This is a genomic window from Cryobacterium sp. M25, from assembly GCF_002929635.1.
GTDB lineage: Bacteria > Actinomycetota > Actinomycetes > Actinomycetales > Microbacteriaceae > Cryobacterium > Cryobacterium sandaracinum.
In genome coordinates this window covers 148,906-161,258 of record NZ_PJJU01000056.1, presented here as the reverse complement: position 1 = coordinate 161,258, position 12,353 = coordinate 148,906, and the positions used below count along the sequence as shown (strand labels likewise).

The 12,353-nt window shown below is 63.9% G+C and carries 9 protein-coding genes, 3 pseudogenes and 1 riboswitch; of the genes and pseudogenes, 7 read left to right on the top strand and 5 right to left on the bottom strand.

All coding sequences use genetic code 11. The annotated features are described in order from the left end of the window. Window positions 1-11 precede the first annotated feature (11 nt). Window positions 12-266 carry a hypothetical protein gene (locus CXY81_RS12745; RefSeq protein ID WP_104169242.1) on the bottom strand — a complete coding sequence of 85 codons (255 nt, stop codon included), beginning with the start codon at window positions 264-266 and terminating at the stop codon, window positions 12-14. Between the two features lie 152 nt (window positions 267-418). Between CXY81_RS12745 and CXY81_RS12740 the strand changes: the two genes are divergently transcribed. Beyond that, entirely contained in the window at window positions 419-886 is a 468-nt protein-coding gene (locus tag CXY81_RS12740; protein ID WP_198411917.1) for an SRPBCC family protein, read from the top strand. Between the two features lie 674 nt (window positions 887-1,560). Here CXY81_RS12740 and CXY81_RS12735 read toward each other — a convergent pair. After that, the gene (locus CXY81_RS12735) at window positions 1,561-2,985 is read right to left on the bottom strand and encodes an alpha-amylase family protein (RefSeq protein ID WP_233194156.1); all 1,425 of its coding nucleotides are present in this window, start codon (window positions 2,983-2,985) and stop codon (window positions 1,561-1,563) included. A 742-nt stretch (window positions 2,986-3,727) separates the two neighbouring features. Between CXY81_RS12735 and CXY81_RS16185 the strand changes: the two genes are divergently transcribed. From CXY81_RS16185 to CXY81_RS12720, 4 genes are all read left to right on the top strand, one after another. Continuing rightward, window positions 3,728-4,009, top strand: a complete 282-nt coding sequence (locus CXY81_RS16185; protein ID WP_134542645.1) for a hypothetical protein — start codon at window positions 3,728-3,730, stop codon at window positions 4,007-4,009. Between the two features lie 492 nt (window positions 4,010-4,501). After that, a riboswitch (TPP riboswitch) is annotated at window positions 4,502-4,595 on the top strand. After that, window positions 4,589-5,395 carry a hydroxyethylthiazole kinase gene (thiM, locus tag CXY81_RS12730; protein ID WP_104195048.1) on the top strand — a complete coding sequence of 269 codons (807 nt, stop codon included), beginning with the start codon at window positions 4,589-4,591 and terminating at the stop codon, window positions 5,393-5,395. (Overlaps the previous riboswitch by 7 nt.) Beyond that, window positions 5,392-6,045, top strand: a complete 654-nt coding sequence (gene thiE / locus CXY81_RS17565; protein WP_104195047.1) for a thiamine phosphate synthase — start codon at window positions 5,392-5,394, stop codon at window positions 6,043-6,045. The genes thiM and thiE overlap by 4 nt, the downstream gene beginning before the upstream one ends. Continuing rightward, the gene (locus tag CXY81_RS12720) at window positions 6,042-7,547 is read left to right on the top strand and encodes a bifunctional hydroxymethylpyrimidine kinase/phosphomethylpyrimidine kinase (protein ID WP_104195046.1); all 1,506 of its coding nucleotides are present in this window, start codon (window positions 6,042-6,044) and stop codon (window positions 7,545-7,547) included. The genes thiE and CXY81_RS12720 overlap by 4 nt, the downstream gene beginning before the upstream one ends. Before the next feature lie 74 nt (window positions 7,548-7,621). Here the strand turns inward: CXY81_RS12720 and CXY81_RS12715 are convergent. After that, a pseudogene (locus tag CXY81_RS12715) lies at window positions 7,622-7,786 on the bottom strand (recombinase family protein); the annotation flags it as partial. A 309-nt stretch (window positions 7,787-8,095) separates the two neighbouring features. On the opposite strand from CXY81_RS12715, the gene CXY81_RS12710 reads away from it, so the two are divergent. Further along, complete coding sequence (locus CXY81_RS12710) at window positions 8,096-8,467, top strand: cupin domain-containing protein (RefSeq protein WP_104195045.1); 372 nt, start codon at window positions 8,096-8,098, stop codon at window positions 8,465-8,467. 286 nt (window positions 8,468-8,753) lie between these two features. Then, window positions 8,754-9,338 (top strand): annotated as a pseudogene (locus tag CXY81_RS12705) (recombinase family protein). 1,239 nt (window positions 9,339-10,577) lie between these two features. On the opposite strand, the gene CXY81_RS12700 reads toward CXY81_RS12705, so the two are convergent. Both CXY81_RS12700 and CXY81_RS12695 read right to left on the bottom strand, forming a co-directional pair. Further along, window positions 10,578-10,994 (bottom strand): phosphatase PAP2 family protein, encoded by a 417-nt coding sequence (locus CXY81_RS12700; protein WP_369828386.1) that lies wholly within the window; start codon window positions 10,992-10,994, stop codon window positions 10,578-10,580. A gap of 154 nt (window positions 10,995-11,148) precedes the next feature. Continuing rightward, window positions 11,149-12,347: pseudogene (locus tag CXY81_RS12695) on the bottom strand (IS3 family transposase). Window positions 12,348-12,353 lie beyond the last annotated feature (6 nt).

Here is a 12,353-nt window from a genome sequence, read left to right as displayed (position 1 = left end):
CTCTTCGATCTTCAGCCTTTGGTGGCCGGTGGGAGTGCTTTGGTGTGCAGGAACCTGTATGTAAGTCCGCTTGCTAGTCCGTAGCCAGCGAAAAGGATCCCGTTCCCCAGAGCGTCGAATTCAGCAGTGAACAAGGCGACGCCGAGCACTACCGTGAGGGCTGCAGTCACCGCCCAGTATTTGCCGTTTTTTATGTGATCGCTCCAATAGATGGTCGCCGCCTGCGGCCGCTCCGCAATGCTCGGGAAGCCTGATTCTACGAGCATGCTCTAGTCCGAATCACTTGCTCAGGAGGCGCGCTCAGTCACCTGCGAAGCAGGCGTTCGAGGGACCTCGACGGACGCAGATTCGGCGCCACGTCGTCGAGGCCCCGAAGTTTCGGGGGAGTAGCGGTTGGGAACGACCTAGGCTGGCGAGCATGACGGTTGAACAGGTTGAGCAAGGGCCGCGCCGAGTCGCGCGCACTGTCGAGGTGCCGGCTTCGGCCGACGACGTCTTCGCGTTGGTGGCTGATCCGCACCGTCACGGTGAGCTGGACGGCTCGGGCACCGTCCGCGACACGGTGTCGGGGCCGCAGCGGCTCAGCCAGGGCGCACAATTCTCGGTAGCGATGAAGCAGTTCGGCATCCCGTATCGCATCACCAGCACGGTGACGCGCTTCGAGGACGGTCGGCTTGTGGAATGGCGTCACCCAGCGGGCCACCGGTGGCGCTGGGAACTCACGCCGCTCACGCTCACGTCTACGCGCGTCACTGAGACGTTCGATTACAGCACCGTCCCAGCCATGCAGGGCAAGGTCTTCGAGCTGCTCGGCTTTCCTCGGCAGAACGCCGCCGGCATCGAAGCCACCCTGCGCCAACTCGCGTCGCGCTACGCCCGCCCTTGACGTGACGGTGCTCACGTCCTGACCGGACGCCGAGACCCCCGTCTGCACGGTCGTACGCCTCGCCAGATGCTGCCAACGGTGCGGCCGGGAGGGCGCAGCGACAGGGCCGCTGGGGAGACAGCAGCACACGACGAGCTACTCCCACCCGCTGGAGTACGCAAACGAGCCGCCAGCGCCGCGACGCCTTCCTTCCACGTGGCACCTTCGGCACTCGTCGTTGCGGTGATCGTTGGTGTTGCGAGACGTTGATCCACAGTGAGAGGGCTTGGAGGCACGAGGGTTCACTGTCGGCGGCCGATCTTGGAGTGCCCGGCTTGAACTGGCGGATCCGCCAAATCTGTCGAACTTCCGCCAGGCACTCTCGCGAGTTCAGGCTGCCGGACTCAGCGTTTCCTAATTGACTGTGACCTCCTCGGCCGATCTGTATGAGCTGGAAAAGACAAACAACACCGACTACCCATTCACGCCAGCCACCCCGCACGAGCTGTTGGATGCCGATGCCACTCGAGACCTCTGAAACCGGCGCTTTCGCGTGTTTGGCGCGTACGACCGCGACGAAATGGTCGGGGCGACCCTCAACGCACATCGCGATCGCCACGTGGAGACGGAATGCATGTCGGTGTTGGCCAGTCATCGAGGCCGCGGAAGCCCTAGCTATGGCGTTGGCTATCCACTTACGTGCGGGCTCCGGCGTGCAGGGCGATCGAGTCGCCGGCGCCCACGGTAGCGGTGAAGGTTCCGTCAGCGGCGACGAAGTAGCTTGGGCCCGAGCAGGAGCCGCCCGCGCCGGGGTCGCCGTGCTGGACGTCGCAGTAGCTTCCTGCGGGCAGGGAGGTCTTGAACGTCTGGCTGATCGCGCCACCCTCGTGGTTGATCACGACGAAGCCCCCACTCCCCCGACCGAAGGCGATCGCGTTGTTGCCGTTAGACCACCAGTTCGTCACCGAGGTGCCCGTCACGGTATTGCGGAAGGCGACCATGTTCGCGATCTGCCGCCAGGCGTGCTGGCACTTCCAGCCGTCGCTGTAGCAGGCGTTGACCGTGCCGCCAGTCGGCGGGCCGGCATCCGTGTTGGTGAATTCATAGCCCGAGTACACGTTGGGCGAGCCGTAGGGCCAGGCGAGCATGAAGATGTTCGCGAGCGTGTAAGTGTTGCCGTCCTTGTAGCTGAGGGTCGAGCCGTTGCGCTCGGTGTCCCAGTTGTCTACGAAGACCCGCGCCTTGTTGCTCGCGAGGTAGCCCCAGGACTCGCCCCATGTGTTCAGGTAGGCGATCTTGTCGCTGGTGAACATGCGTTTGAGGTCGAAGGCCCCACGGAATTCGTCGACATCGCCGGTCGAGGTGTATTCGCCCGGCTGGACCGCCTCGTTCCCGCCGGCGATGACCTCCTGCGCCCAGTAGACGCTCGAGTTGGTCAGTTTTGCCTTGATGGCGGAGAGGTCGGCCGCGGCCATGTGCTTGGCGCCGTCGATCCGGAAACCGTCGACGCCGAGGGCGCTGAGGTGGTTGAGGTACGCCGCGATGGTGGACTGCACGTAGGTGCTCGCCGTGTTGAGATCGGCGAGGCCGACGAGCTCGCAGTTCTGCACGTTGGAGCGGTCGCTGTAGTTGGTGATCGGGGTCCGGCAGGAGTGGAAGTCCTGGTTCTGGTAGTAGCCCGGGTAGTCGTACTTGCTGTAGACGGTGCCCCCCGTGCCCGTGCCGGAACCCGCGCTCATATGGTTGATCACCGCGTCGGCCACGACCTTGACACCGGCGGTGTGGCAGGTGCTGACCATGCTCGAAAATGCGGCCTCGTTGCCGAGTCGCCCGGCGATCTTGTAGCTGACCGGCTGGTAGGAGGTCCACCACTGCGAGCCCTGGATGTGCTCCTGGGCCGGCGAGACCTCGACGAATCCATACCCCTTGGGACCGAGGGTATTCGTGCAGGCCCGGGCGACCGATGCGAAGGACCACTCGAAGAGCGTCGCCGTGACGTCCTTGGCACCCGGCGGACTCGCATCCGCCCGGGGCGTTGTCACTCCTACATCGAGGCTCAGGGTCAGGACTAGGGCCAGGCCGGCCACCGCTGCAAACAACGGACGGGTTGATCTGCGCACGATGAAACTCCTTGTCGCGCGCGCCAGCGGACCACGCCGACGCGCTTCATTGGGAACGGGCGATTGCGAGCGGGCCGCGGAAGCGGAACCCGGTAAACGAGGTACTAGACCCTCGAGTTACGCTACTGCAAGCGTTTGCAATAGTGCAAGCGCATGCCGAGGAATTGTGCGCCAGCCCCCTAAGACCACCCATCGAAACCCTCAAGAGGGTCCGCTGCTGCCGGGCCGGGTTGGGCCCGAATCGCCAAGTTCGGCGAAGAGATCGAATGGAGCGCTCTGAACCAGGTCGTCCTCCTGCGAAGGCGCATTGCGAAGCTTAGTAGCCGGGTCGCGCCGAGGGCTTCTCGGCGGTCCACCTCAACTTGGGCACCGTCTCCATGCGAAATGCGTCACTGTGCGCACGGGTATCGCGGGTGCGCGTCGCGGGAATAGCGCCATGCTGGACACCACGCCACGGTGAACCTCATCCGGCAGGGATCGCCATCCTGGTGCACTTCGAGCTGACTATTTGAATCGGTGGGACGAGTTCGCGGCACCTCGTTTCCTGGCGCGCGACAGGCGCCACGGCCAAACGCTGCGCAGGGCGTCGCTGAAGGGCTGGTGCGACTGGCAAAGTGCAGGACAAATGAAAAACTCCGGGTCCGCCAAGGCGAAGTACCGGAGTTCCCAATTCGTGGCCCAAGTAACATGAGACAGCGGTCATCAAGGGCTTACATTACAGTCTTAGCTTGGAGGGCGCCCCGTGGCAACGACATCGAGCGAGGGGCACTGGATAGAGGAATGGCTCAGCATTGGCCGGTTCTCCACCTACCTCGCGGCCGCCGGCCGATCTCGCTCACGAGCGCTTGAGCTCTATGAGTGGAACGCAAAGCTGAGCGCGGCTTTCTTGCACGATTTGAGCCATCTGGAAGTCGGTCTGCGCAATGCGTGCGATCGCCAGCTTGCAGCGGCAACTCTCCCTGGTGACGCGCACTGGACGGATTCGGCCACACTGATGACATTGTTTCCCGTTGTGATGAGATAGGACGGGGCCACCGGCCGTTCGCGCGACGTCTACAAGATCGCCCGAGGCAACGTCGAGCGGGCGCGGATCAACGCAGTTTGACGCATCGGCCGCGCTGCGAGATTTCCGAAACAGAGTGGCTCACCACGAGAACATCCTCAACGGTTCTGAAAGCGAACGGCGCCGAATTGTTTACGTCATCCGGTTGCTCTCTGCTGACGCGCTTGCTCACTTCAAAGCCAACAGCGAGGTAGCCACGATCCTGGCTGGCCGACCGTAGGGAAGCTTCTGAGACCAGGGTGAGGCGTCCTGACGCATCCCCGGGCAGCATCAGTCATCTAATTCTCGGTGTCTCGCAACTAACGATGAATCCGCCGCCTATGGAATACGAGACGCTCGGCCAGCTCTTGGTGCGCTCGCGCAATGGCCTCGTTCCGTCGGCCAGTTGCCAAGATGTTGGCCGCGTCCAACCATGAATTAGAACGAAGGCGCTGCGATACGCTGGTTCATAAGCCAAGTGACACGGGGTGCTCCATCTGGAGCTGAGATAACACCCGTTGAACCTGATCTAGTTAGTACTAGCGAAGGGATGTCGCGTAAATGCGCACGCCAGAAGAACTTATTTCATTCACCTGTTCAGCGCTTGACGAGGTGCGGGCCCGCCCTCCCCTCGTGCAGTGCCTCACCAATAGCGTCGTTGTGAACTTCACCGCTAACGTGCTGCTGTCGCTCGGTGCGGCGCCCGCGATGGTCGACATTCCGGGCGAGGCGGGCGCGTTCGCGCGGATCGCATCTGGGCTGCTCGTCAATCTCGGCACGCCCACCGCCGAACAACGCGACGCGATGTTCGAGGCCGTCACAGCCGCGAACGATGCTGGAACACCGTGGGTGCTCGACCCCGTTGCCGTCGGTTTCCTGCCCGTGCGCACGCCGCTGGCCTTCGCCCTTCGCGACCTGCGACCCACGGTGGTGCGCGGAAACGCGTCGGAGATAATTGCGCTGGCAGGCGCCGGATCCGGCGGCCGCGGGGTGGATTCATCCGACGAGGTGGATGCCGCCCTGGCCGCGGCGTACGCGCTGGCCGGGATGACCTGTGGGGTGATCGCCGTCTCCGGTCCTGTCGACATCATCACGGATGGCCGTGAGCTGGTGCGCATCGACAACGGGCATCCGTTGCTCACCCGCATCACCGGCGGGGGCTGCGCCCTCGGCGCGGTCATGGCCGCGTTCGCCACGGTCGACGCCGACAGGTTCGTCACCACGGTGGCCGCGGCCACGGTGTACACCGTCGCGGCCGAGCTCGCGGCAGAGTCCGCCACCGGTCCGGGCAGCTTCGCTGTCGCCTTTGTGGACGCCCTGGCCACCGTCAACGCGCAGGACATCGCACGCCGGGCGGTGCTCCGATGAACCTTGACCTGTCGCTATACCTGGTGACCGACTCGGGGCAGGCCGCGGCGGCCGGGCGCAGCATCGTGGACGTGGTGCGGCACGCCGTTGCCGGAGGCGTGAGCGCCGTGCAGGTGCGTGAGAAGGAGACCGCCGGGCGGGAGTTCCTCGACACCGTGCTGCGCATCGCGGATGTGCTGCCCGACACCGTGGCGCTGATCGTGAACGACAGGGTCGACGTGTTTCTGGCCGCCCGTGCCGCCGGGCGCCGGCTGACCGGGGTGCACGTCGGGCAATCCGACCTGCCCGTCGGCGCGGTGCGCGACCTCGTCGGGGGTGAGGCGGTGATCGGGCTCAGCGCATCGACGGATGCCCAGCTGCGCCGCGCGGCCGAGGATCCTGCCCTGATCGACTACGTCGGCATCGGCGCACTGCACGCCACACACACCAAGAGTGACGCGCCCCCTGCCCTGGGGCTGGCCGAGTTCGCTCGCCTGGTCGGGGTCAGCACGCTGCCGGCCGTGGCCATCGGGGGGATCGGCCTGCACGACCTGGCCGCCCTCCGTGAGTGCGGGGCGGCGGGCGTCGCCGTGGTGTCGGCGATCTGTGCGGCGCCGCACCCCGAGCCGGCCGCCCTCGAATTGCGGGCAGCCTGGGGCGCGACGGCATGACCGGGGCATCCCCCCGCATCGCTCGCGTGCTGAGCATTGCTGGTACCGACCCGACCGGCGGAGCGGGCATCCAGGCCGACCTCAAGAGCATCGCGGCGAACGGGGGCTACGGCATGGCCGTGGTGACCGCACTGGTCGCGCAGAACACCCACGGTGTGCGCTCGGTGCACGTGCCGCCGGTCTCCTTCCTGCGCGAGCAACTGCACGCCGTGAGTGACGACGTCGACATCGATGCCGTCAAGATCGGGATGCTGGCCGACGTTCACGTCACCCGCACCGTGAGCGGGTGGCTCAGCCAAGTGAAGCCTGGGCTCGTAGTACTCGACCCGGTGATGATCGCCACCAGCGGTGACCGCCTGCTCACCGAGGATGCTGAGGAGGCTCTGCGCGACCTGCTGAGCGTCGTGCACCTGGTGACGCCCAACATCCCGGAGCTGGCCATCCTTGTCGGTTCTCCCGTGGCGACCAGCTGGTCGGCGGTGCTGCGCCAGGCGCAGCACGTCGCCGAGACGTACGGGGTCCTCGTGCTGGCCAAGGGCGGACACCTCGCCGGTGACCTCGTACCAGACGCCCTCGTCGGCGCCCACACCGTGCGGGAGTTCCCCGGGCTGCGGATCGACACCCCGAACACCCACGGAACCGGGTGTTCTTTCTCCTCCGCTGTCGCGACCCGGGTAGCGGCTCGGGCCGGCATGGCGGGGCCGAGCCTGGCAGATTGGGGGGACGCGGTAGCCGAGGCGAAACTATGGTTGACCGAGAGCATCGCCCACTCTGGCGACCTGCAGGTCGGCTCTGGCCACGGACCGATCCAGCATTTTGCCGGCCTGTGGCAGCGCGGCGGCCTGCACACCAGCCCCAGCCCGGCCCAGGTCGCCGAGGAATGGTGGCACGACATCCGTGACATCCGCACCGACACCGACGAGCTGCCGTTCATCCAAGCGCTCGGGGACGGCTCCCTGAACCGGGACGCCTTCATCTGGTACCTCGCCCAGGATGCCCTGTACCTGCGCGACTACGCCCGGATGCTGGCCGTCGCGAGCCGGCTCGCCCCGACCGCCACCGAGCAGGCGTTCTGGGCGGCCAGCGCGCACGGCGCGATCGCCGCCGAACTCGACCTGCACTCCAGCTGGATCGCCGAAGAGACCCTGGCCGGCGTGCAGCCCAGCGAGACGACAACGGCGTACCTCAACCACCTGTCGACCGCTGGCGCGAGCGGCGACTACGGCGTCCTCGCCGCGGCGCTGCTGCCGTGCTTCTGGATGTACCAGGATGTCGGCACGCGGCTGCATCCGCTCTCGCACGACGCGCATCCGTACCGCAGCTGGCTGGACACCTACGCGGATGAGGAGTTCGCCGCTTCCACCGCACGTGCGATCAAGATTGTCACCTCCACCGCAGCCGCAGCGGCTGAACCGGCCCGGCACCGCATGGCCCAGGCGTTCCGCGCCTCGGCCGCGCACGAGCGAGAATTCTTCGCCGCGCCCCTGACCAACCCCCGGTAGGAGTGCAAGTTCCTCCGTTCGCCCCGTTACTTTCTTCGTATCCCTTGATCGTGTAGTTATGTGAGGGTGTTGGGCTCGAGCAGCTTCTTCATCCCCGGCCGCTCAATCCCGGTCTTACTCCCGGACGTGACATCGGCGAACACATCTCGCTTCTGCACCCCGGCGGCGATAAGCGCATCCAGCTGGAGTTGAGCGTCCTGGCTCGAAGTGCTGATGCGGGTGTAGCCGAGCAATCTCATACGCTCCATTTTGCCTCGAAAAACCCCAACCAGAACGGTGAGGTATGAACTGTGATGAGATGACTTTCTGAGACGTTCAGTCACCCCGAGATCTAGCGGGAAGTGACGAGCAAGATCCAGGCTCGCTTGGTGTCTTGGAAAGCTGTACTTTTTCGAGACGTTCCGCGTCGCGCTCAGGGACCGGTAAACGGGCGCTGGATGCTGTTGAAGGTCTGGCGAAGCCGGCCCAGGTTTCGTCGCCCTATGTCCAAGCAGCGCGGTGTCTGTATTCCGCGAACGTTCGCTGTGAGCCGCGGTTACCATGACGGTATGCAACCGAAGCAGCCACAGTCGTTTGATTCCCGCCTCATCCCATGGGAGACGGTTCACGACGACGGCACGAAGTCCGCAACACTCGTCGGCTCTCGTGAGCCAGGGCACATGTTCACCTACGCGTTTTTTATCCCCGCGGGCGTATTCGACGCCCCGCACCACCACATCGCCGACGCGCACCTGCACGTGGCCTCCGGCGAACTCATGCTCGGATACGGCACCTCTTTCATCAAGGGAGACGCGGATCGCTTCCCGGCGGGGTCGTTCTTGTTTGTGCCAGCTCACGCGATCCATTTCGATGGGGCCGAAGAGGACACTGTACTGATCGGAACAGCGACCGGGCCATGGAACACGCAGTACTGGTCCTGAGAGCAACGGTTGCGACCGTTGAGCACCTGCCGCATCAAGACCCTATCGTCGCATTTAGAGACGGGCAGAGTAGACATACGCCGGTCGATGAGGCGATCCGTGCGACCGGCGGAACGGTCTGATCACCACTGTTGAAGGATCGGCTTACGTGCGTTGGGGTGACGTTCAGCGCTGCGAAAAGGCCGCCATTTGGCGCCGCGATTCACATTCGAGACCGTCCCATTCCCGGATGCCCCACCCGAGAAAATGCCCGGTAAAGGGGGGATAAACGGTACCCGACAGAAGCATGACCTGCATGCTTATCGGCTACGCACGCGTATCCACCAACGACCAAGACCTCACCGCCCAAAAGCACGCCCTCGCCACCCTCGGCGTCTCACTCCAAAAGACGTTTACCGATCAGGGCTTTACCGGAACTAACCGGGCCCGGCCAGGTCTTCGCGAAGCGTTAGCCGCCTGCCGAGCCGGCGATACCCTCGTCGTGACCAAGCTCGACCGGCTGGCACGGTCGCTTCGCGACGCGAAAGACATCGTTGACGATCTCACCCAACGTGAAGTGAAGCTCAGTATCGGTGGTTCCGTTCATGACCCCACCGATCCGGTCGGCAGGCTCCTCTTCAATGTGCTCGCGATGGTCGTTGAATTCGAGGCCGACCTGATCCGCGCACGTACTCGCGAGGGGATGCAGGTTGCCCAAGCGGATGGTGGGCTCCGGGGCAAGTAACCCAAATTGTCTCCGGCGCAGGAGGAGCACCTGGTCGAGGTCTACCAGCGAGGCAACCACACGACCGCGCAAATCGCTGAACTCTTCAGCGTCGCCAGGTCCACGCTCTACCGGGCAATCCAGCGAGCCGGGGACACCGCCGCTTGAACGTGCGTTGTGCAGAGGAGTACGGGCAAATGGGCGTTTTGTACAGAGGAGTACGGAAAAGCCACTGTTTACACTCGCCTGCACAACCCCGAAAACACGCAGGCCGTTGTGCAGACGAGTTCGGAAAATGACAGCTCCTAGGTGTGTCATAACTAACGATGGGTATCGTCATTCAGCCAGTAGGTTATGCGACGCGGTTACGAGAATCGCCGCGCCGCGAGATTCCGGCGATCTGCAAAGGCGAAGAAGGGGAGTCGTGAGACGTCTTGTACCCCTAGGGTTATAAGACACAAGGTGCCGTGCTTGTACTCGTGCGTTTGACGTCCCGTCAGCGGGCCTAATATCGGGCGAGTCAAACGGACACGTCGCGATCCGCCAGCGTCGGAATCGCCTGGCTCCGGGCAAGTGCCCGTTGAGGAAGCCTGTTCGGTGAAACGGAGGATCGTCGCACGATGGCTCTTCACATCAACGAAGCGCCGCAGGCCTGCCGAGATTTACATGCTTCCAGGGACTTGGTCGCCCCATTCTGGGGGCTGACGGTAGGTGCAGCAGGGCCGTAGCGTGTGGCCATCTGCCGTAGTCACACTAGGGCTGGTGGTATCGCCATGAATGCGCTGATGAAGGGGAACGGATCTAGGTGTCCGAAACTGTACCTACAGAGCGCACCTGGCTCCACCTGCTCTGGGCTCTTCCGATTCCAGTGTTTGTGAGTTCGGTCCTGCTGATCAGCGCGCTTTGGGACTTCTGCGGTATCAATGGATGTACAGGTGGAGGGTTCGGAATCAGTCGGGATATCGGCGGCACGATCGGTAACCTTGCGCCAATTCCATTTCTTATCGGACTCCCCATTCTCCTCGTGCCCTGGTCGCCCAAGCGCGGAGTCCGGGCGGTTGTCGCTCTCGTGACCGGAGTGGCTTTCGCGGGTCTCGGATTCGCAATTCTCGTGTCGATGGCCTCGTAACCCCGGACACAGATAGCCTCATTCGCTGGAGCTCTCGATGGTTGTCAAAACATCCATGTGTCTCGTAACCAAAGCGCCTCCCATGGGTTTCGAAACTGTTGGGTAGCGAGGGCTAGTGGTGGAAAACGCAGCCGAAGGCGAATCTCTTCCGGGTGGGGTAAGCGGGGCGGCCCGGTCGATATGAGCGCCAGGGTCTTCCCGTTGTGCGGGTGCGTGCGTTCAGGGTCCGGCATACGGGCAGCGCGACAAGGCGGGGTGATGGTGCCATTGACAATGAGTTAGGCCGACGTGCCCCGTTGCGCAACTCCGCCGGCTTGGGTTTTGGTGGTGAGGTAGAGGCGGTGGGCGGTGATCACGAGGGCGAGCCACGCTGCGCCGAGCGACCAAGCGACCACGACGTCGGTGAACCAATGATGGCCAAGATAAACCCTGCTCAGCCCCATGGTGAGGGCGAATGTCACTGCGGCCGCGATTGTGAATGCTCGCGCCCGTTTTGAGCGCTGACGCAGGATGATGAGATACGTGACAACCCCGGCGATCACGAGGGCGTTGAGGGCATGTCCACTGGGGAATGATGCTGAGTACTCAAACGGAGGGACGGCGTCAGTCAGCGGAGGACGGGCGCGGGCGATGAGTTGTTTTCCTGCGATGGTCATCAGAAGGGAATCGGCGGCGGCGGCGGTGATTAGGATCACCGGCGTCCATGACCGGCGCTTGACGCCAGGATGATGATGGCCAGCAAAGCAAGAATTGGCATACCGATCGGACCGCCAACATTCGTGTAGGCCGTGATTGCCGCATTCAGGGCCGGTGACCGCATTGGCCTTGACCCCGGAGAGTGGACACGGGTTAAGCGGCGAGTTGGATCTCTGCGGCCTGTGACGAGTATTGCATTTCGAAGTCCACTGGCGTGACGTGCCCGATCGAGGAGTGCCGGCGGCGGCGGTTGTAGCGGTCCTCGATCCAGTCCGCGACGCCGCGGATCGCGCGGGCTCGGGTGGGCCAAACCCGGCGGTAGTAGAACTCGGTTTTCAGGGTCGCGAAGAAGCTCTCGGCCATGGCGTTGTCCCAGCAGATCCCGGTGTATCCCATCGATCGGGTGATGCCGTTCTTGGCCGCGAAGAGAGTGATCTGTTCCGACGCGTACTGGGTGCCACGGTCCGAGTGGAAGATTACCGTCGCCGGGCGGTCCCCGCGCAGAACCATGGCCATCGTGAGGGCATCCTGGATGAGGTCGGTGCGCATGTGGTCCGCGATGGCCCACCCGATGACGCGGCGGCTGTGAGCGTCGATGACGGTCGCCAAATACACCCATCCCTCCCACGTCCTCAGGTAGGTGATATCGCCCACCCAGACCTGGTTCAGCGCCCCGGTGTCCCACTGGCGTTTCACGGCGTCGACCGGGTACGCGTCAGTGTGGTCGATGATGGTGGTCGTCTTCCACTTCTTCGGACAGATGCCCGCCAATCCCAGGCGGCGCATGGTCGCGGCGACGGTTTTGCGGGAGATGATCTCCCCGTCCGCACGTAAATCGGCCAGGATCCTGGGGGCGCCGTAGACCTCGTCGGAATCGCCGTGGAAGAAGGCGACTTTCTGCTCGATGTGCACCCGGCGAATCGACGCCGGCGATGGTGCCCTGCCGATCCAGGCGTAGTAGCCCGAGCGGGAGACCTCGAGGAGGCGGACCATGCGGGTGATGGTGAAGTTGGTCTTCTCCGCCAGCATCAGTTCGAACGCTTGCCGTTCATATCCGATGCTTCCTGGGCGAAGAAGATGGACGCTTTTTTCAAGAACGCCCTGTCCCTCTTCAGGTCCGCGTTTTCCTTGCGTAGCCGCAGCAGCTCGGCCCGTTCAGACTCCGTCACCTCGGTCTGCCCAGTCTCGTTGCGGGCCTTGAACGCGGTCACCCAGCGGCCCAGAGTGGCCTCGTTGACTCCGAGCTCGCGGGCGACAGTTGCGACAGCCCTGCCGGTGGTTAAAACCAGCTTCACGGCCTCGTCTTTGTACTCAGGAGTGAACTCCCGACGTGATCTTGCCATAGTGAACATTCTCTC

What these genes read in the sequence shown, in the direction of transcription:
- CXY81_RS12720 (WP_104195046.1), top strand. Translation starts at nt 6,042, where the DNA reads ATGACCGGGGCATCCCCCCGCATCGCTCGCGTGCTGAGCATTGCTGGT.
- CXY81_RS12740 (WP_198411917.1), top strand. Translation starts at nt 419, where the DNA reads ATGACGGTTGAACAGGTTGAGCAAGGGCCGCGCCGAGTCGCGCGCACT.
- CXY81_RS12710 (WP_104195045.1), top strand. Translation starts at nt 8,096, where the DNA reads ATGCAACCGAAGCAGCCACAGTCGTTTGATTCCCGCCTCATCCCATGG.
- thiE (WP_104195047.1), top strand. Translation starts at nt 5,392, where the DNA reads ATGAACCTTGACCTGTCGCTATACCTGGTGACCGACTCGGGGCAGGCC.
- thiM (WP_104195048.1), top strand. Translation starts at nt 4,589, where the DNA reads ATGCGCACGCCAGAAGAACTTATTTCATTCACCTGTTCAGCGCTTGAC.
- CXY81_RS12745 (WP_104169242.1), bottom strand. Translation starts at nt 266, where the DNA reads ATGCTCGTAGAATCAGGCTTCCCGAGCATTGCGGAGCGGCCGCAGGCG.